This is a genomic window from Streptomyces sp. NPDC003697, from assembly GCF_053587115.1.
The window spans coordinates 87,681-106,124 of record NZ_JBSFNN010000008.1 but is presented as its reverse complement, the minus strand read 5'-3'; the positions used below and the strand labels follow the sequence as shown (position 1 = coordinate 106,124).

The 18,444-nt window shown below is 71.9% G+C and carries 14 protein-coding genes, 1 tRNA gene and 2 pseudogenes; 13 read left to right on the top strand and 4 right to left on the bottom strand.

Features of this window, described 5'->3' with window-relative positions; translation table 11 throughout:
- Window positions 1-17 precede the first annotated feature (17 nt).
- The 5 genes from ACWDNY_RS05570 (at window position 18) to ACWDNY_RS05550 (ending at window position 6,056) form a co-directional block, all read left to right on the top strand.
- Window positions 18-899 carry a siderophore-interacting protein gene (locus tag ACWDNY_RS05570; protein ID WP_451644399.1) on the top strand — a complete coding sequence of 294 codons (882 nt, stop codon included), beginning with the start codon at window positions 18-20 and terminating at the stop codon, window positions 897-899.
- A gap of 133 nt (window positions 900-1,032) precedes the next feature.
- Entirely contained in the window at window positions 1,033-2,475 is a 1,443-nt protein-coding gene (locus ACWDNY_RS05565; RefSeq protein ID WP_451644398.1) for a pyridoxal phosphate-dependent decarboxylase family protein, read from the top strand.
- Complete coding sequence (locus ACWDNY_RS05560) at window positions 2,459-3,742, top strand: lysine N(6)-hydroxylase/L-ornithine N(5)-oxygenase family protein (protein WP_451644397.1); 1,284 nt, start codon at window positions 2,459-2,461, stop codon at window positions 3,740-3,742. The genes ACWDNY_RS05565 and ACWDNY_RS05560 overlap by 17 nt, the downstream gene beginning before the upstream one ends.
- Window positions 3,739-4,287, top strand: coding sequence for a GNAT family N-acetyltransferase (locus ACWDNY_RS05555; protein WP_451644396.1), 549 nt, complete (start codon window positions 3,739-3,741; stop codon window positions 4,285-4,287). The genes ACWDNY_RS05560 and ACWDNY_RS05555 overlap by 4 nt, the downstream gene beginning before the upstream one ends.
- On the top strand, window positions 4,287-6,056 hold the full coding sequence (locus tag ACWDNY_RS05550; RefSeq protein WP_451644395.1) for an IucA/IucC family protein: 1,770 nt from the start codon (window positions 4,287-4,289) through the stop codon (window positions 6,054-6,056). The genes ACWDNY_RS05555 and ACWDNY_RS05550 overlap by 1 nt, the downstream gene beginning before the upstream one ends.
- Before the next feature lie 146 nt (window positions 6,057-6,202).
- Here ACWDNY_RS05550 and ACWDNY_RS05545 read toward each other — a convergent pair whose 3' ends face one another.
- On the bottom strand, window positions 6,203-7,867 hold the full coding sequence (locus ACWDNY_RS05545; RefSeq protein WP_451644427.1) for a beta-N-acetylhexosaminidase: 1,665 nt from the start codon (window positions 7,865-7,867) through the stop codon (window positions 6,203-6,205).
- A gap of 595 nt (window positions 7,868-8,462) precedes the next feature.
- On the opposite strand from ACWDNY_RS05545, the gene ACWDNY_RS05540 reads away from it, so the two are divergent.
- Both ACWDNY_RS05540 and glmS read left to right on the top strand, forming a co-directional pair.
- Window positions 8,463-8,720 (top strand): hypothetical protein, encoded by a 258-nt coding sequence (locus tag ACWDNY_RS05540; RefSeq protein ID WP_451644394.1) that lies wholly within the window; start codon window positions 8,463-8,465, stop codon window positions 8,718-8,720.
- A 28-nt stretch (window positions 8,721-8,748) separates the two neighbouring features.
- A complete protein-coding gene (gene glmS, locus ACWDNY_RS05535) occupies window positions 8,749-10,566 on the top strand; it encodes a glutamine--fructose-6-phosphate transaminase (isomerizing) (RefSeq protein WP_451644393.1) in 1,818 nt (605 codons plus the stop codon).
- Window positions 10,567-10,727: 161 nt separating this feature from the next.
- Here glmS and ACWDNY_RS05530 read toward each other — a convergent pair whose 3' ends face one another.
- Window positions 10,728-11,255 (bottom strand): universal stress protein, encoded by a 528-nt coding sequence (locus tag ACWDNY_RS05530; protein ID WP_451644426.1) that lies wholly within the window; start codon window positions 11,253-11,255, stop codon window positions 10,728-10,730.
- Window positions 11,256-11,785: 530 nt separating this feature from the next.
- On the opposite strand from ACWDNY_RS05530, the gene ACWDNY_RS05525 reads away from it, so the two are divergent.
- The 4 genes from ACWDNY_RS05525 (at window position 11,786) to ACWDNY_RS05510 (ending at window position 14,882) form a co-directional block, all read left to right on the top strand.
- Window positions 11,786-12,118 (top strand): hypothetical protein, encoded by a 333-nt coding sequence (locus tag ACWDNY_RS05525; RefSeq protein WP_451644392.1) that lies wholly within the window; start codon window positions 11,786-11,788, stop codon window positions 12,116-12,118.
- Between the two features lie 377 nt (window positions 12,119-12,495).
- The gene (locus ACWDNY_RS05520) at window positions 12,496-13,755 is read left to right on the top strand and encodes a GlxA family transcriptional regulator (protein WP_451644391.1); all 1,260 of its coding nucleotides are present in this window, start codon (window positions 12,496-12,498) and stop codon (window positions 13,753-13,755) included.
- Window positions 13,756-14,090: 335 nt separating this feature from the next.
- Window positions 14,091-14,699: an oligoribonuclease gene (gene orn / locus ACWDNY_RS05515; RefSeq protein ID WP_451644390.1), complete on the top strand. Its 609-nt coding sequence runs from the start codon at window positions 14,091-14,093 to the stop codon at window positions 14,697-14,699.
- A gap of 110 nt (window positions 14,700-14,809) precedes the next feature.
- Window positions 14,810-14,882 (top strand) — tRNA-His (locus tag ACWDNY_RS05510).
- Between the two features lie 378 nt (window positions 14,883-15,260).
- On the opposite strand, the gene ACWDNY_RS05505 is transcribed toward ACWDNY_RS05510, so the two are convergent.
- A complete protein-coding gene (locus ACWDNY_RS05505; RefSeq protein WP_451644425.1) occupies window positions 15,261-16,115 on the bottom strand; it encodes an SDR family NAD(P)-dependent oxidoreductase in 855 nt (284 codons plus the stop codon).
- A gap of 71 nt (window positions 16,116-16,186) precedes the next feature.
- Between ACWDNY_RS05505 and ACWDNY_RS05500 the strand changes: the two genes are divergently transcribed.
- Complete coding sequence (locus ACWDNY_RS05500) at window positions 16,187-16,621, top strand: MarR family winged helix-turn-helix transcriptional regulator (RefSeq protein ID WP_451644389.1); 435 nt, start codon at window positions 16,187-16,189, stop codon at window positions 16,619-16,621.
- 38 nt (window positions 16,622-16,659) lie between these two features.
- On the opposite strand, the pseudogene ACWDNY_RS05495 reads toward ACWDNY_RS05500, so the two are convergent.
- A pseudogene (locus ACWDNY_RS05495) lies at window positions 16,660-16,939 on the bottom strand (IS5/IS1182 family transposase); the annotation flags it as partial.
- A 401-nt stretch (window positions 16,940-17,340) separates the two neighbouring features.
- Here ACWDNY_RS05495 and ACWDNY_RS05490 point away from each other — a divergent pair.
- A pseudogene (locus tag ACWDNY_RS05490) lies at window positions 17,341-18,363 on the top strand (XRE family transcriptional regulator); the annotation flags it as partial.
- Window positions 18,364-18,444: the final 81 nt, after the last annotated feature.

The window sequence follows — 18,444 nt, the reverse complement described above, 5'->3', positions numbered from 1 at the left end:
GACCATCAGGAGCACTCATGACGACGGCCGTGGCCGCCCCGTTCCGTTTCTTCTCCCTGCAGGTCGTACGGACGCGGCGGCTCGGCCCGTCGCTCGCCCGGGTCACCTTCGCCGGGTCCGACCTGCACGCCTTCCACTCCCACGGCCGCGACCAGTCCCTGTCGCTGTTCCTGCCGCACCCCGGCCGGCCCGAACCGGTCGTGCCGGTCGAGCTCGGCGACGGCTGGTGGCGCGGCTGGCGCGAACTGCCGGACGACGTGCGGGGGGTGATGCGCTCGTACACCCTGCGGGCGCTGCGGCGCGACCCCGACGAGATCGATGTCGACTTCGTCCTGCACGGCGTCGAGCCGGGTGCCGCGGTCCCCGCCGGCCCGGCCTCCCGCTGGGCCGCGCGCGCCACACCAGGTGACCGGGTGCTGCTGCTCGGCCCGGCCGTCGCCGACAACCGGGCGATCCGCTTCCGGCCGCCCGAGGACACCGACCTGGTGGTGCTGTGGGGCGACGAGACCGCCGTACCCGCCGCGACCGCGGTCCTCGAGTCCCTCCCGGCCGGGCTGCGCGTGCAGGCCTGGCTGGAGGTCCGGCACGCCGGCGACATCCAGGACGTCGCCACCGAGGCCGACGCCGAGGTGACCTGGCTGGTCCGGGACGGGGCCGCCGGTGCCCACCGCCCCGGCGGGGCGGGGGCGACCGCCGCCCCCATGGCCCTGGACGCCCTGCGCGACGCCCGGTTCCCGGCGGGGGCACGCCCCTACGTCTGGATCGCGGGCGAGTCCGGGTGCGTCAGGGCGCTGCGCCGGCACTTCGTCGGCGAGCGCGGGATCGATCGCCGGCGCGTCACCTTCGTCGGCTACTGGCGCCACGGCCTGAGCGAGGAGCAACTGCGCGCCCGGGAGTGAGATCCCGCGAGGCGTGTGCGCGGCAGGATCGGAGCGCCAGTAACTTAGGTTAGGCTAACCTAAGTTACTGAGGCGAGGTTCCGCCCCTCGTCCCGTCCCGCACGGACCGTCCCCACCCATCGGAGGACCCCACATGCGCTCACACCTGCTCAATGACCTGACCGCGGAGCACTACCGCCGCTCCGTGACCGAAGGAGTCGAGCGGGTGGCCGCCAAACTCGCCGCCACCGGACGGCCGTTCACCGGCGTCACGGCCGACGCCCTCGCCCCCCGCATCGAGGAGATCGACCTCGACCGCCCGCTGCACGACACCGCGGCGGTCCTCGACGAACTGGAGGAGGTGTATCTGCGCGACGCGGTCTACTTCCACCACCCGCGCTACGTCGCCCACCTCAACTGCCCGGTCGTCATCCCCGCGCTGGTCGGCGAGGCGGTCCTCTCCGCCGTCAACTCCTCCCTGGACACCTGGGACCAGTCGGCCGGCGGCACGCTCATCGAGCGCCGGCTCGTCGACTGGACCGCCGCCCGCCTCGGCCTCGGCCCCGCCGCCGACGGCGTGTTCACCTCCGGCGGCAGCCAGTCCAACCTCCAGGCGCTGCTGCTGGCCCGCGAGGAGGCCAAGACCGACGACCTCGCCCGGCTGCGGATCCTCACCTCGGAGATCAGCCACTTCAGCGTCCGCAAGTCCGCGCGGCTGCTGGGCCTCGGCCCAAAGGCCGTCATCGCCGTCCCCGTCGACCACGACAAGCGCATGCGGACGGTCGCGCTCGCCCACGAGCTGGAGCGCTGCCGCCGCGAGGACCTGGTCCCCATGGCCGTCGTCGCCACCGCCGGGACCACCGACTTCGGCTCCATCGACCCCCTGCCCGAGATCGCCGGCCTCGCGTCCCAGTACGGCGTCTGGCTGCACGCGGACGCCGCCTACGGCTGCGGCCTGCTGGTCTCGCCCACCCGCCGCCACCTGCTGGACGGCATCGAACACGCCGACTCGGTCACCGTCGACTACCACAAGTCCTTCTTCCAGCCGGTCAGTTCCTCGGCCGTGCTGGTCCGCGACGCGGCGACGCTGCGCCACGCCACCTACCACGCCGACTACCTCAACCCGCGCCGCATGGTGACCGAGCGCATCCCCAACCAGGTCGACAAGTCCCTGCAGACGACCCGCCGCTTCGACGCGCTCAAGCTGTGGATGACCCTGCGCGTGATGGGCGCCGACGGCATCGGCGCACTCTTCGACGGGGTCTGCGACCTGGCGCGGGAGGCCTGGCGGACGCTCGACGCCGACCCCCGCTTCGAGGTGGTCGTCCGCCCGGCGCTGTCCACCCTCGTCTTCCGCCACGTGCCCAAGGCCGTCACCGACCCGGCCGTGATCGACCGCGCCAACCTGTACGCCCGCAAGGCCCTGTCCGCCTCCGGTGAAGCCGTCGTCGCGGGCACCAGGGTCGCCGGCCGGCACTACCTGAAGTTCACCCTGCTCAACCCCGGGACGACGGCGGCCGACCTCGCCACCGTGCTGGACCTGATCGCCGGACACGCCGAGCAGTACCTGGGAGAGTGCCTTGACCGCGCCTGCTGAACCGTCCGGCGCCGTGCACGACTTCGTCGGCATCGGCCTCGGCCCCTTCAACCTCGGCCTGGCCTGCCTCACCGAGCCGATCACCGAGCTCAGCGGCGTCTTCCTGGAGTCCAAGCCCGGCTTCGAGTGGCACCCGGGGATGTTCCTCGACGGGGCCCACCTGCAGACGCCGTTCATGTCGGACCTCGTCACCCTGGCCGACCCGACCTCCCCGTACTCCTTCCTCAACTACCTGAAGGAGCGGGGGCGCCTGTACGCGTTCTACATCCGGGAGAACTTCTACCCGCTGCGGGTCGAGTACGACGCCTACTGCCGCTGGGCGGCCGCCAAGCTGAGCAGCATCCGCTTCGGCACCACGGTGACCGAGGTGACGTACGAGGACGACACCGGTCTGTACGCCGTCCGGACGCACACCGGCGCCGTCCACCGCGCCCGGCACCTGGTCCTCGGCACGGGCACTCCCCCGCACGTCCCGGAGGCCTGCCGCGGCCTGCCCGGCGACGTCATCCACAACTCCCGCTACCTGGAGCACAGGGCGGAACTCCGGCGCAAGCAGTCGATCACGCTGGTCGGCAGCGGCCAGTCCGCCGCCGAGATCTACCACGACCTGCTCTCCGAGATCGACGTCCACGGCTACCGGCTCAACTGGGTGACGCGCTCCCCGCGCTTCTTCCCCCTGGAGTACACCAAGCTGACGCTGGAGATGACGTCGCCCGAGTACGTCGACTACTACCACGCGCTGCCGGAGGCCACCCGCTACCGCCTCACCGAGGCACACAAGGGCCTCTTCAAAGGCATCGACGGCGACCTGATCGACGCGATCTTCGACCTGCTGTACCGCAAGAGCCTCGCCGGACCGGTCCCCACCCGGCTGCTCACCAACTCCTCGCTGCGCGAGGCGGCGTACGCCGACGGCGCCTACACCCTCACCTTCCGCCAGGAGGAGCAGCAGAAGGACTTCACGCTGCGCTCCGAGGGCCTGATCCTGGCGACCGGCTACCGCTACACCGAGCCCGCCTTCCTGCGGCCGGTCCGGCACCGCCTGCGCCGTGACTCCCGCGGCAACTTCGACGTCGCCCGCAACTACGCCGTCGACGTCACGGGCCGGGGCGTCTTCCTGCAGAACGCCGCCGTCCACACCCACAGCGTCACCAGCCCCGACCTGGGCATGGGCGCCTACCGCAACAGCTACATCATCCGTGAGCTGCTCGGCCGCGAGTACTACCCGGTCGAGAAGAGCATCGCCTTCCAGGAGTTCGCCGTATGAGCACGACCGCCGACGCCCCCGGCGCCTTCACCTTCCGCCCCGTGGACCCCGCCGGGGACGCCGGCCTGCTGCACGGCTGGGTCACACACCCCAAGGCGGCGTTCTGGATGATGCAGGACGCCACGCCCGAGGACGTCGAGCGCGCCTACGCGCGGATGGCGGCCGACGAGCACCACCACGCCCTGCTCGGCCTGCACGACGGGGTGCCGGTCTTCCTCATGGAGCGGTACGACCCCGCCCACCGCGAGCTGGCCGGCCTGTACGAGGCGCGGCCCGGCGACGTCGGCATGCACTTCCTGGTCGCACCCACGGACCGGCCCGTGCACGGGTTCACGCGGGCCGTCATCACGGCCGTGCTGCGGCACCTGTTCGACGACGCCGCGACCCGCCGGGTCGTGGTCGAGCCGGATGTGCGCAATACGGCGGTGCGCACGCTGAACGAGGCCGTCGGTTTTGTTCCCGCGACGGAGATCCAGAAGCCGGAGAAGAAGGCGTTGCTGAGTTTCTGCACCCGCGAGCAGTTCGAGAGGGCGGTGGCCGCGTGATGCCCGCCGACGCCGTGGCCCACCTGACCCCCGGCCACTGGGAGCAGGCCAACCGCCTGCTGATCCGCAAGGCGCTCGCCGAGTTCGCGCACGAACGCCTGATCACACCCGAGGCCGGCGGGGACGGCACGTACACCGTCCGCAGCGACGACGGCCTGACCCGCTACCGCTTCACCGCCGGGCGCCGCGCGCTCGACCACTGGCGCATCGACCCGGAGTCGATCACCCGCCGGCGCGGCGGCGCCGAACTCCCGCTCGACGCACTGGACTTCTTCGTCGAGCTGAGAACGTCGCTCGGTCTGAGCGAGGAGATCCTCCCGGTCTACCTGGAGGAGATATCCTCCACGCTCTCCAGCACCTGCTACAAGCTCGCCGCACCGCGGGTCACGTCGGCGGAACTGGCGCGCTCCGGCTTCCAGGACGTCGAGGCCGGCATGACCGAGGGCCACCCCTGCTTCGTCGCCAACAACGGCCGGCTGGGCTTCGGAATCGACGAGTACCTGTCGTACGCGCCCGAGACGGCGCGGCCCGTCCGGCTGGTGTGGCTGGCCGCGCACCGCTCGCGGGCGGTTTTCACGGCGGGCGCCGGCATCGAGTACGAGTCCTTTGTCCGGGGCGAACTGGGACCGGAGACGGTCGACCGCTTCCACCGGCAGCTCACCGGCCAGGGGCTCGACCCTGCCGACTACCTCCTGCTGCCCGTCCACCCCTGGCAGTGGTGGAACAAGCTCACCGTCACCTTCGCCGCCGAGATCGCCCGGCGCCGGCTGGTGTGCCTGGGCGAGGGCGACGACGAGTACCTGGCCCAGCAGTCCGTCCGCACCTTCTTCAACCGGTCCCACCCGGCGAAGCACTACGTCAAGACGGCCCTGTCCGTGCTCAACATGGGCTTCGTGCGCGGGCTGTCCGCCGCCTACATGGAGGCCACCCCGGCCATCAACGACTGGCTCGCCCGGCTCGTCGAGAGCGACCCGGTACTGAGGGCGACCGGCCTGACGATCATCCGCGAGCGGGCCGCGGTGGGCTACCGGCACCTGGAGTACGAGGCGGCGACGGACCGTTACTCGCCCTACCGCACGATGCTGGCCGCGCTGTGGCGCGAGAGCCCGGTGCCGTCGCTGCGTGAGGGCGAGTCCCTGGCCACCATGGCCTCCCTGCTGCACGTGGACCACACGGGCGCGTCCTTCGCCGGCGCGCTGGTCGAGCGGTCCGGCCTGGCGCCGGCCGAGTGGCTGCGCGGCTATCTGCGCGCCTATCTCACCCCGCTGCTGCACAGCTTCTACGCCTACGACCTGGTGTTCATGCCGCACGGCGAGAACGTGATCCTGGTGCTGGAGGACGGCGCGGTGCGGCGGGCGGTCTTCAAGGACATCGCGGAGGAGATCGTCGTGATGGACCCGGACGCGGTGCTGCCGCCCGAGGTCCGCCGGATCCGGGTGGAGGTGCCGGAGGACAGGAAGCTGCTGTCCATCTTCACGGACGTGTTCGACTGCTTCTTCCGGTTCCTGGCGGCGCTCCTCGCCGACGAGGGGATCCTGGCGGAGGACGGCTTCTGGCGGACGGTCGCCGAGGTGGCCCGCGAGTACCAGGAGTCGGCGCCGGAACTCGCCGGCCGCTTCCGGGAGTACGACCTGTTCGCGCCCGAGTTCGCGCTGTCCTGCCTGAACCGGCTCCAACTGCGCGACAACCGCCGGATGGTGGACCTGGCCGACCCGTCCGGCGCGCTCCAGCTGGCCGGCACCCTGCGCAACCCCCTCGCGGAGCTGTAGCTCCGCCGACGACGGACGGGCACCCCGGAGTACGGTCCTCCGGGGTGCCCGTCGGTGCCGCCGGCCGCCGGGCCCGCTCGGCCCGCCCGTTCAGCCGCCGGGCCGGTTCATGGCTCGGCCCGTCAGCCGTTCGGCCCGTCAGCCGCTCAGCCGTTCGGCCAGGGGACCTGCGGCGACCGGTAGTAGCCGATCCCGAGCGCGTCCCAGCGCGGCGCCTGCGCGGCGAGCCGCACCCGGTAGCCGTCCCAGTCGTGGGTGGACGCGGGCGACCAGCCGAGTTCCGCGGCGCCGGGCAGCCTGGGGAAGGCCATCTGCTCGATGTGCGCGGAGGTCGACAGGGTCTCCGACCACAGCGGGGCCTCCACGCCCCGGACCGCCTCGGCGGGCACTCCGGGAAGGTAGGTGCCGGGGTCCCAGTCGTAGGAACGCCGCACCTCGACATAGCCCGCCCAGGCGAGCCCCAGCGGGGTGTCCTTGGTGTACTTCATGTCCAGGTAGACCCGGTCGGCCGGGGACAGGATCAGTCCGGTCCCGTTCCGCGCGGCCTGCGCGACCTGCGCCTTCTCGGCCGCGGAGGTGTTGTCCAGGCCCCAGTACTGGGCGAGCGCGCCCTTGACGGGGGTGGCGCCGGTCAGCTGGTGCCAGCCGATCACCGTCTTGCCGTACCCGGCGACGACCGGCTGCACCCGGTCCATGAACTTCACGTAGTCGTCGTGGCTCGTGGAGTGGGCCTCGTCCCCGCCGATGTGCAGGTAGCGGCCGGGCGTGAGCGCGGCCAGCTCGCGGACGACGTCGTCGACGAAGTCGTAGGTGACCTCCTTGTCCACGCACAGCGAGCTGAAGCCCACGCTGGTGCCGGTGTACAGGGGCGGCGCGACGCCGTCGCAGTTCAGCTCGGCGTAGGAGGACAGCGCCGCGTTGGTGTGGCCCGGCATGTCGATCTCGGGGACGACCTCCAGGTAGCGGGAGGCGGCGTAGCGGACGATCTCCCGGTAGTCGCCCTTGGTGTAGTGACCGCCCGGCCCGCCCCCGACCTCGGTGGAGCCTCCGTGCGCGGCCAGGCGCGGCCAGGAGTCGATCGCGATGCGCCAGCCCTGGTCGTCACTGAGGTGCAGGTGCAGCTTGTTGATCTTGTAGAGGGCGAGTTCGTCGATGTAGCGCTTGACCTGCGCGACGGTGAAGAAGTGCCGGGAGACGTCGAGCATCGCGCCCCGGTAGCCGTAGCGGGGCCGGTCCTCGATGGTGCCGCCCGCGACCAGCCACGGGCCGGGCTGCACGGTGTCCTTCTCGACGGCCGCGGGCAGCAGCTGACGCAGGGTCTGCACGCCGTGGAAGAGACCGGCCGGCTCACGGGCGGTCAGCGTCACCCCCGCGCGGCCGCTGTGCAGGCGGTAGCCCTCGGCGCCGAAGGGGCCGTCGGCCAGGCGCAGTTCGATCCCGCCGTGACCGTGGGTGGTCACGGGCAGGCGGTAGCCGGTGGAGGGGCGGAGCACGTCCGCGAGGTAGTCGCCGATCCGGCGGGCCGCGGGCGAGCCGTCGACGCGGATGGAGGTGCCGGGGCCGATGCGGTACGCCGGTCCCTGCGCCGCCACCGAGGCCGGGGCGGGGACCACTTGGCCGAGCGGAGTGGCGGCGCGCTGCCGGTCCCCGGGCGCCGCGCCCGTGGCGAAGGCGCCGGCCGCCGCCAGGAGGACGAGGGCGCCGAGGACGCGGGTCGCCCGGGCCCTGCGGGCGGGGCGGGCCGGGAGGAGGGTGCGGGCCGGGCGGAACGTGCGGGTCTTGCGGGGAGTCGTGCTGTGGTGCCGTCTCACATGCGCTCCCATCACTCGACTCGAGGGCCGGGCGGCCCCGACGGGTATAGACCACTCTCTCGCGAAAGCACGGTGAAGCCATCCCCCCTCGGCGGAAATCATGGCGGGAATCATCCGGAAGGACGGCACCGGGAGTTCACCGCGACGCCCCGCGGGGCGATCCGCACGGGACGGCGACGCCGGCCTGCCCGTCCGCGCCGGGTTCTCGCGAACTCGTCGTTCCGCGGCTTGCGTTGCGAGCTGCCGCACCCAACGGGGCGCCACCGCCCGGCTCGTCCACCGCCCCGCCGCCGGTGCCGCGGAGGAGGCGCGGCCGGTGCGGCGGCGAGCGGGTGCGGCCGGAGGCGAGCAGCCCCGTACGGCCCCGGGGCGGACCCGCCGACAGCGGTGCGCGAGGAGCCCGCCCGGTGGTACCGGCGCGTCCCCGGCCACGGCGGGAACCGGCCGGCGGCTGCCACGCACGAACGGCTCCAAGGTGACGCAGGCCACAAAACAGTAGCTCAGGAGGTCGCTCGCACCCTGCTTTTCACAGGAGACTGCCCGAAATCGGGCACGAATCTTGCGAAACTGCCTCCGGTACCCCAGGATCTACCGGGTGCACGACGAACTTGTTGGTCACCTGACGCGGTCGACGCCCCTGCAGCGGGGCGAGGCGCTGCGTGTGATCCAGGACGTGCTCGCCTACTTCGACGAGACGACCGAGCAGTTCGTCCGTCGCCGCCACCGCGAGCTGCAGGCCCTCGGCCTGGTGAACGCGACGATCTTCGAACGGATCGAGGCGGACCTGAAATACCGCGCGGTGGCGCCGCCGGAGCTCTCGCTCCGGCAGCTGCGACGCATCGTCTACGGCTGAGCCTCGGCTGAGAACGGAATACGTACATATGTGTGGAATCGTCGGATACATCGGGAAGCGCGACGTGGCTCCCCTGCTCCTGGAGGGCCTGCAGCGGCTGGAGTACCGGGGCTACGACTCGGCCGGCATCGTCGTCACCTCGCCCAAGACGGCCGGGCTGAAGATGGTCAAGGCCAAGGGCCGGGTGCGTGACCTGGAGGCCAAGGTCCCGGCGCGCTTCAAGGGCACCACCGGCATAGCGCACACCCGCTGGGCCACCCACGGCGCCCCGTCCGACGTGAACGCCCACCCGCACATGTCGGCCGACAACAAGGTCGCCGTCGTCCACAACGGCATCATCGACAACGCCTCCGACCTGCGCCGCAAGCTGGAGGCCGAGGGCGTCGAGTTCCTCTCCGAGACCGACACCGAGGTGCTCACCCACCTCATCGCGCGTTCTCAGGCCGAGACCCTGGAGGAGAAGGTCCGCGCCGCCGTCCACCTGGTCGAGGGCACCTACGGCATCGCCGTGATGCACGCCGACTTCGCCGACCGCATCGTCGTGGCCCGCAACGGCTCCCCGGTCGTCCTCGGCATCGGCGAGAAGGAGATGTTCGTCGCCTCCGACGTCGCCGCGCTGGTCGCCCACACGCGGCAGATCGTCACCCTCGACGACGGCGAGATGGCCACCCTCAAGGCCGACGACTTCCGCACCTACACCACCGAGGGCACCCGGACGACCGCCGAGCCGACCACCGTCGAGTGGGAGGCCGAGTCCTACGACATGGGCGGCCACGACACCTACATGCACAAGGAGATCCACGAGCAGGCCGACGCCGTGGACCGTGTGCTGCGCGGCCGCATCGACGACCGGTTCGCCACCGTGCACCTCGGGGGGATCAACCTCGACGCCCGCGAGGCGCGCGCCGTGCGCCGTGTGAAGATCCTCGGCTGCGGCACCTCGTACCACGCGGGCATGATCGGCGCCCAGATGATCGAGGAGCTGGCCCGCATCCCCGCGGACGCCGAGCCCGCCTCCGAGTTCCGCTACCGCAACGCGGTCGTGGACCCCGACACCCTCTACATCGCGGTCTCGCAGTCCGGTGAGACGTACGACGTGCTGGCGGCCGTCCAGGAGCTCAAGCGCAAGGGCGCCCGGGTCCTCGGCGTCGTCAACGTGGTGGGCTCGGCGATCGCCCGCGAGGCGGACGGCGGCGTCTACGTCCACGCCGGCCCCGAGGTCTGCGTGGTGTCCACCAAGTGCTTCACCAACACCACGGTCGCCTTCGCCCTGCTGGCCCTGCACCTCGGCCGCATCCGCGACCTGTCGGTCCGCGACGGCAAGCGCATCATCGAGGGCCTGCGCAGGCTGCCGCAGCAGATCTCCGAGATCATGAAGCAGGAGGAGGAGATCAAGAAGCTGGCGGAGACCTACGCCGACGCCCGCTCGATGCTCTTCATCGGCCGGGTGCGGGGCTACCCGGTGGCCCGTGAGGCCTCCCTGAAGCTCAAGGAGGTCTCGTACATCCACGCCGAGGCCTACCCTGCCTCCGAGCTGAAGCACGGTCCGCTCGCCCTGATCGAGCCGGCCATGCCCACGGTCGCGATCGTGCCGGACGACGACCTGCTGGAGAAGAACCGCGCGGCGATGGAGGAGATCAAGGCCCGCAGCGGCAAGATCCTCGCCGTCGCCCACCAGGAGCAGGAGAAGGCCGACCAGACGATCGTCGTCCCGAAGAACGAGGACGAGCTGGACCCGATCCTCATGGGCATCCCGCTGCAGCTCCTCGCCTACCACACGGCGCTGGCCCTGGGCCGGGACATCGACAAGCCGCGCAACCTGGCCAAGTCGGTGACGGTGGAGTAACTCCCCGCCGACGGAAGCGGATGAGCGGCCCTCCGCGCGCGCACGGCGCCGGGGGCCGCTCCTTCGTCGTTCGGGGGCCGGGGCCGGTGCGCGGCGGGACGTCCGTCCCGCGCGGGGGGCCGTCGGGCCGGGAGCGGCAGCCGGGACCGGGCGCCGGCGGCTCAGGGGATGACGACCACGGGACGCCGCGCCCGCTTGGCGAGCCGCCCGGCGACGGACCCGAAGATGCGCCCGACGATTCCGTGCGTGGAGCCCACCACGATGGCGTCCGCCTCGTACTCCCTGCCGACCTCCTCGAGTTCGTGGCAGATGTCCCCGCCGCGCTCGACCAGGATCCAGGGCACCTCGGTGAGGTGGTCGGCACAGGCGAGTTCAAGTCCCAGGACCTCGGTGCGATGGTCCGGGACGTCCACGAAGACCGGCGGCTCGCAGCCCGCCCACACCGTGGTCGGCAGCCGGTTGGCGACGTGCACGATGATCAGCCCCGAGCGGGAGCGCAGCGCCATGCCGACCGCGTAGGCGAGGGCTCGTTCACTGGACGTCGAGCCGTCGAAGCCGACGACCACGCCGTGCTGGAACGCCGGGTCGCACGCGGGGCGCGACTCTTCCGCCGCCAGGGGATCGGCCGCCGTCGGATCGGCGACCGGCCGCTTGCGGTCCGCGGGTTCGAAGAATTCGTGACCGGCCATGGCTGTCTCGGCGTTGTGGTCCTTCATGGGGGACAACGGGGGTGCGGCGGAGTAGTGTCCGGGAATCGTCTTCCCGGGGCCATACCCGCAAGGGTACGGCGGCACGCCTCCTTCGCCCAGATTCCGCGCACTCTCCGTGGCGGTCCCCCGGAGCATGCACGAGTGCCGCCCGTAACGCAATGGTTGCTGCCCCGTACAGGCGGTTTGCACGGGATTCACCGAACGCGACCGGACGGTGACCGGTCCGGTCCGGGGGCTGTCCGGCGGAGCAGTCCGGAGGGGACCCCGGCCCCGCGTCTCGCAGCCCAGGTGGGCGGGGTCCGGCGCGTGCGGCTGCACGAGGAGGAGGGCGTCGACGCGGAGTGCCGGCAACCGACGACAACGCCACGGGCGGGCGTGCCGGGCCCCGCGTCTCCGGCGTGATCCGCCGGACAGCGCCGAGGCTGTCCGGCCCGTCGCGGTGCCGCACAGTGACCGAGCGCCCGAACGGGCGTTGATCCCCGGTGAACCGCCGCAGCAGGGAGCACGCCGTGTCCGGACCCCGCCCCACCCCCGAGCGACGCCCGTCGCCGCGCCCCACGCCCGACACCGCGGGGGACGTGGTCCGTTGGGCGGCCTTCAGCTGTGTCCTCGTGCCGGCCGTGCTGCTCTGCTACGACACCTCGCCGGCCGGGGCGGCCGGCACCGCCCTGGGCCTGGCCGCCGCCACCGCGGTCTGCCGGGTGCTGCTGCGGATGTCCGAACGGGGCACGGCACGCCTGCTCACGCAGGAGTCCGTGCCGCACCGCGGCCGTCACCACAGGACCGGCACCGGGGCCCATCGCGGCGGGCGGCGCCCGGGGTCGCATACACCGGTCAGCTGACCGGTTTCCGCGCACGCGCCCGTAGCTTTTCAGCCAACTTCTCGAACCCGTGCATCACCTGCCCCCCGGACCCCCCAACCCCCGTTCCACCTGCACCGGAAGGGTCCGCAGGGCCGCGCGCACCCTACGTGGATTGGCCACCGCGACGAGGCGCACTTCCCTGCGCCCTCCCCGAGTGCAACGCTTCGTGATCGAATGCTTCACGCCAAGTTGCCATGTCGACAATGCGCCGGGTGCGGAACTGGTCATCGCGGCGCAGCGCGACACAGTAGATTCGATCTTGACCGTCTACGGCGGGGGACTCGTGCAGGACCGAGGGGAAACGTGCAGGAGCGACACGACCGAGGAGCCGCGACCACCGAGGGGGGCTTAGCAGTATGAGCCACGACTCCACTGCCGCGCCGGAAGCCGCGGCCCGGAAGCTGTCCGGGCGACGCCGCAAGGAGATCGTCGCGGTGCTGCTGTTCAGCGGCGGCCCCATCTTCGAGAGTTCCATACCGCTTTCGGTGTTCGGGATTGACCGCCAGGACGCCGGAGTGCCGCGCTACCGACTGCTGGTGTGCGGCGGCGAGGAAGGCCCGCTGCGGACCACAGGGGGCCTGGAACTCTCCGCACCGCATGGGCTGGAGGCGATCTCGCGCGCGGGCACCGTCGTGGTGCCGGCCTGGCGCTCGATCACCTCACCGCCACCGGACGACGCGCTCGACGCCTTGCGCCGGGCCCACGAGGAGGGCGCCCGCATCGTCGGCCTGTGCACCGGCGCGTTCGTGCTGGCGGCGGCGGGCCTGCTGGACGGCCGTCCGGCGACCACACACTGGATGTACGCGCCGACGCTGGCGAAACGCTATCCGTCGGTGCACGTCGATCCGCGGGAACTGTTCGTCGACGACGGAGACGTGCTGACATCGGCCGGCACGGCCGCGGGCATCGACCTGTGCCTGCACATCGTGCGGACGGACCACGGCAACGAGGCGGCCGGCGCGCTGGCCCGCCGCCTGGTGGTCCCGCCGCGCCGCAGCGGCGGGCAGGAGCGCTACCTCGACCGGTCTTTACCGGAGGAGATCGGCGCCGACCCGCTCGCGGAGGTCGTCGCCTGGGCGCTGGAGCACCTCCACGAGCAGTTCGACGTGGAGACGCTGGCGGCGCGGGCGTACATGAGCCGCCGTACGTTCGACCGCCGCTTCCGGTCGCTGACCGGGAGTGCGCCGCTGCAGTGGCTGATCACGCAGCGGGTGCTCCAGGCGCAGCGTCTGCTGGAGACGTCGGACTACTCGGTGGACGAGGTCGCGGGCCGCTGCGGCTTCCGCTCGCCGGTGGCGCTGCGCGGCCACTTCCGGCGGCAGCTCGGCTCCTCCCCGGCCGCCTACCGGGCGGCGTACCGGGCGCGCAGGCCGCAGGGCGAGAGGCCGGGCGACGGCGAGCAGCAGGCCGGCCCGGGGAGCGCCGGGGCGGCGAACGGCTCGGCCGCCGGCATGCACCGTCCGGTGCATGCCGGCGTACCGGACCACGCGGGTCCCGCGCCGTCCCTCCACCCGGACGGCCCGCTCCCGCACCAGGCCCGCCGCTCACCGGCGGCCAGCGGGGTCGGCTCCGGGGCGCTGTCGGCGAGCCTGCCGGGCCAGCGGAGCGGTAGCTGAGCAGGGGCCCGCCGGGGGACGTCCCCCGCGGGCCCCTCGCCCGTACCCCACACCTCCCCGCCCGCCCGCGGGGGCCGACGAGAGGTGAACGGAACGCCGGGGCTCCGCCGCGCCCACCCGGCCGGGATCTCCACCCCCGCCGGACCCGGCCGCGAGGAGCCGTCACGCCTGCCAGGGCCCACGCCTCGGCCCGCCCGCGGTCCGACGGCGACGCCCGAAGCCGGACGGCGGGCCGTCCGGTGAGCGGGCCGGCCGGGGGTCAGGGGCGGCCTGCGCGCAGAAGCGGCCCGCACACCCGGCCCGACCTCGCCGCGCCGCGCCGTAAGGTGAGACACATGAACGATCGCATGGTGTGGATCGACTGCGAGATGACCGGCCTCTCGCTGTCCGACGACGCTCTCATCGAGGTTGCCGCCCTCGTCACCGACTCCGAGCTGAACGTGCTCGGCGAAGGCATCGACATCGTCATCCGCCCGCCGGACGCGGCGCTGGAGACGATGCCGGAGGTGGTGCGTGAGATGCACACCGCGTCCGGCCTGCTCGACGAACTGGCCGGCGGCACGACACTGCAGGATGCCGAGGAGCAGGTCCTCGCCTACGTACGCGAGCACGTCAAGGAGCCCGGCAAGGCGCCCCTGTGCGGCAACTCGGTGAGCACCGACCGCGGCTTCCTGCTGCGCGACATGCCGGCGCTGGAGCAGTACCTGCACTACCGGATCGTCGACGTGTCCTCGATCAAGGAGCTGGCCCGGCGCTGGTACCCGCGGGCATACTTCAACAGCCCGCAGAAGAACGGCAACCACCGCGCCCTGGCCGACATCCGCGAGTCGATCGCGGAGCTGCGCTACTACCGGGAGGCCGTCTTCGTGCCGCAGCCCGGTCCCGACTCCGACACCGCCAAGGCGATCGCGGCCAAGCACGTCCTGCCTGCTCAACAGGGCTGACGGGGGCACGCCGAGGGGCGCCGCGAAACGCGGGCGCGAGCACCCCTTCGGACCCTGTACACTTTTTCTCGGCCGGTCAGGGAAACGACTTCTGTGAACCGCCGGTCATGGTGGGTGTAGCTCAGCTGGTAGAGCACCTGGTTGTGGTCCAGGATGTCGCGGGTTCAAGTCCCGTCACTCACCCTTGACAACCGAGGCCCGACCTGCGGAAACAGGTCGGGCCTCGGTGTTTCTCGTCACGGTGCGTCCACACCGCGCCAGCACCACCACCACACCGGCGGCGAACACACCCAGCGCCGCATCAGAACGCCCCTCAGCCACAACGACCCCTCCCTCGGCAACGCCCACGCTATGGACCAGGCAGCACGCGAGCTAGGCAGTGTTCCTGATTGGGATCCGCGGGCACTCGGAGCGTGAGGATCGCATCTTGGAGATGCCTCTCCTTGATGCTCGATGACTCGGTTCGTTGTGGCGGGGTGCTGCGGCGGGTGTTTTGATCGCCGGGGGTTGGGGAGCGGCTCGCGTCTCGTTGAGGCGCGGGCCTGCGCGGCGCAGAAGCACTCATGCAAGGAACGGTGCGGTCAGGTTGGTGGTGAGTGCTGCCAGCCGGGCGCGGGCCTGCGAATCGTATGCCTGTGGGTGTGCGGGCTGGTCGTCGTATCGGTCGAAGTACTGTCCTGTGGTGTGCTCCAGGTTTGGGTCAGCGATGAGACGTAGCGTCGGCTGAGCACCGTCGTCGAGGCTTGTGGCGGGGGTGAAGCCGCTCTGCCGGACCATGGAGGTATCCATCAGGTGTGCTGGGTGCAGTGCATTGACGGTGACCTGGTGGGGCGCCGACTCGGCTGCCAGGTCGAAGGTGGCCATGATCAGAGCTAGTTTGCTGCGGCAGTAGGCGTGCACTCCGTCGTAGTCGCGTTCCAGCATCACGTCGTCGAAATGGATGGGCGTCTGCCCAGCCGAGGCGACGTTGACCACCCGCGAGGGCCACGAGGCGACCAGAAGCGGGAGGAGTCGGCGGGTGAGAACGTACGGCGCCAGGTGGTTGACGGCGAAACGTAGTTCGTGGCCCTGGCGGCTTGTCTGCCGAACGGTCGGGTCGGTGCCACCGCCCACGGCGGCGTTGTTGACCAGTACGTCGAGCCGCGGCTCGGCGGCGAGGACGGCGTCGGCCAGCGTGCTCACCTGCTCAAGGTCGGCCAGGTCGGCCCGGTAGGTACGCACCGAGACTTCCGGGGCCTGCGCCCGTATCTCGTCGGTGGCCGTTGCAAGCCGCTGCTGGTCGCGTCCGTGAAGCAGCAGCGTGGCGCCGCGGGCTGCCAGGAGCAGGGCGAGGCGGAGCCCCATCCCCTGGGTGGCCCCGGTCAGCAGGACCGTCTTTCCGCGCAGGTCGCCCGGAGTAGCTGCGTGTTCATGCATGCCTTCAGGGATATCAAGGTCTTTACATATATTCCAGTCTTGACTCATCTCAGGGTCGGTAAGCTGAGCGCATGGAGATGCCGCCGCAGGTCCGGCTCGGCCTGAACATCAAACGGGCCGAGCAGGCGCTGATGGCCGCCAAGAGCAGCGCCGTGCGCACGGCCGACCTGACCGTCGCCCAGTACGCCGCCCTGTTGGCCCTCGCCCAGCACCCCGGGATCTCCGCTGCCGCGCTGGCCCGCGACTGCTTGGTCACCCCGCAGGCCATGACCGGAGTGCTCAAGACCCTGCAGGCACGCGGCCTTGTCGAGCGGACGGTGCACCCCTGGCACCAAAGGGTCCTCGAGACCCGGCTCACCGAGGCCGGCCAGCATGCCCTTACTGCCGCCGATACCGAGGCGGTGCGCATCGAACGCCGCCTTGCGGATGAGTTCACCGCCGAGGAACAAGACACTCTCCGTGCCCTGCTGGCCCGCTGCGTCCAGGCGATCGAGCGAGACCACTGAGCTCGCGACGCAACGCCTCTGCGGGGCCCTGCTTCGGATCATGTCGCGGGACGGAGGCTTCGTAGCCAGATGAGCGCGCCGCGTAAGTGGAGTCCGGCCAGGTAGCTCTCGGGTGCCTTGTCGTATCAAGTGCCCACCCCGCGCCACGCTTTGATCTTGTTGATGCTGCGTTCCACCGTGTTGCGGTCGCGGTAGAGCTCGGTGTCGTGCGAGACCGGCCGCCCGCCCCGACGGCCCCTGTTCTTGCGGTGGGCGGCCTGGTCGGCCTTCTCCGGGATGACCCGCTCGCATGCGGCGCCTGCGCAGGTAAGCGCGAGAGTCGTCCATCAGCTGTTCGAAGACGCCGATGTCCCGCCACTGCAGAAACCGGTGGTAGGCAGTCCGCCAGGCGCCGTGCTCGGTCGGCGTCGAAGACCGCGTCCCTGGCATGACGGGACCTGCCGGGCCATACGGTCCAACAGGGCCCGCCGGCCCGGCAGGCTCGCACCGCCCGGAAGGCGCACGCGGCGAGCCAGGCGAACGCGGGCCGGCCGGGCCCCCTGCCTGGCCGGCTACAGCCTGCAGGCCCCGCCCTGGACCCGGACGCGCTGGTGTGCCGGAGGGACGGCCCGCCGGACGACGACAGCCGCGGCACGCCATCCTCGCCGCTGGCGATGGCGCTGGATCCGCAGCGCCGGCAGTACCCGTGAACGTGCAACGGCCCCCATCGCCTCCGGGCGACCGGAGACCAGTCCGTGCACGTCGACCTGTTCACCGGCCCTGGCCACCCCCGCCTCGCTGCCGTCAAGGCCGCGGTCGATGCGTTCCCGCTCGGGGCGCCCCGGCAGGCCCCGCCGGCAGACCACCTGCGGGCGCGGCTCACGCGGGCCTGGGCGGCTCGCCACTCGGCACCGAACCACCGCGACGTCGTCGGCGCGCTGTTGCCGGACCTGATCCGGGACGCGCAGGCGGCGGTGCGGCAGGCCGATACCGGCGCGGAGCGGCGCGCGGCGCACGCAGTCCTCGCTGAGGTGTACTCCCTCACGCAGTTCATCGTCGCCTACCAGCCCGACGCTGCGCTGCTGTGGCGCGTCGCCGAGCGCGGCCTGATTGCGGCTCAGGAGTCCGAGGACGCGCACGCCATCGGCGTCGCCGCATGGCTGGCCGCGCAGGCCCACCGCGATGCCGGGCCGACTCACTTCGACGCGGCCGACGAGGTCAACCTGCAGACCCTCGCCTACCTGGAGCCCCTGCTGCCGGACGCCAGTGACGACGTCCTCGCCATCACCGGCGCGCTCACCTTCGAAGCCGGGTACACCGCCGCGCGCCGCGGGGAGACCGGCACAGCGTGGCGGTACTGGGACCAGGCCCGCGAGATGGCCGGCCGACTGCCCGCCGACTACTACCACCCCGTCACCAGCTTCAGCCGGGCCATCATGGGCGCGCACGCCGTCACCGTCGCGGTCGAACTCCACCAGGGCGGCGAGTCCGTACGGCAGGCGGCCGCCGCGGACGCCGTCACCATCCCGTCCCGGCCGCGCCGGGCCCGGCACCGCATCGAGGAAGCCCGCGGCTACCAGCTCGACGGGCAGCCGGGCGTCGCACTCGCCACGCTGGACAAGGCGCACGAGGCGGCGCCGGAGACGATCCGCTACAACGGCTACGCGAAGCGGATCGTGCTTGAGGAGTGCGAGGCCAAGAGCCCGGACCGTCGCCGGCGCGCGTCCGAGCTGGCGGTGAAGCTGGGCCTCCTCGCCGCGTAGCCAAGGGGGCACAATCTGTGCCCCTGCCGCCGGACGGTCGCCCCTACGGTCGTGTGTGTGACGTGCAGCACCGCCCCCGTG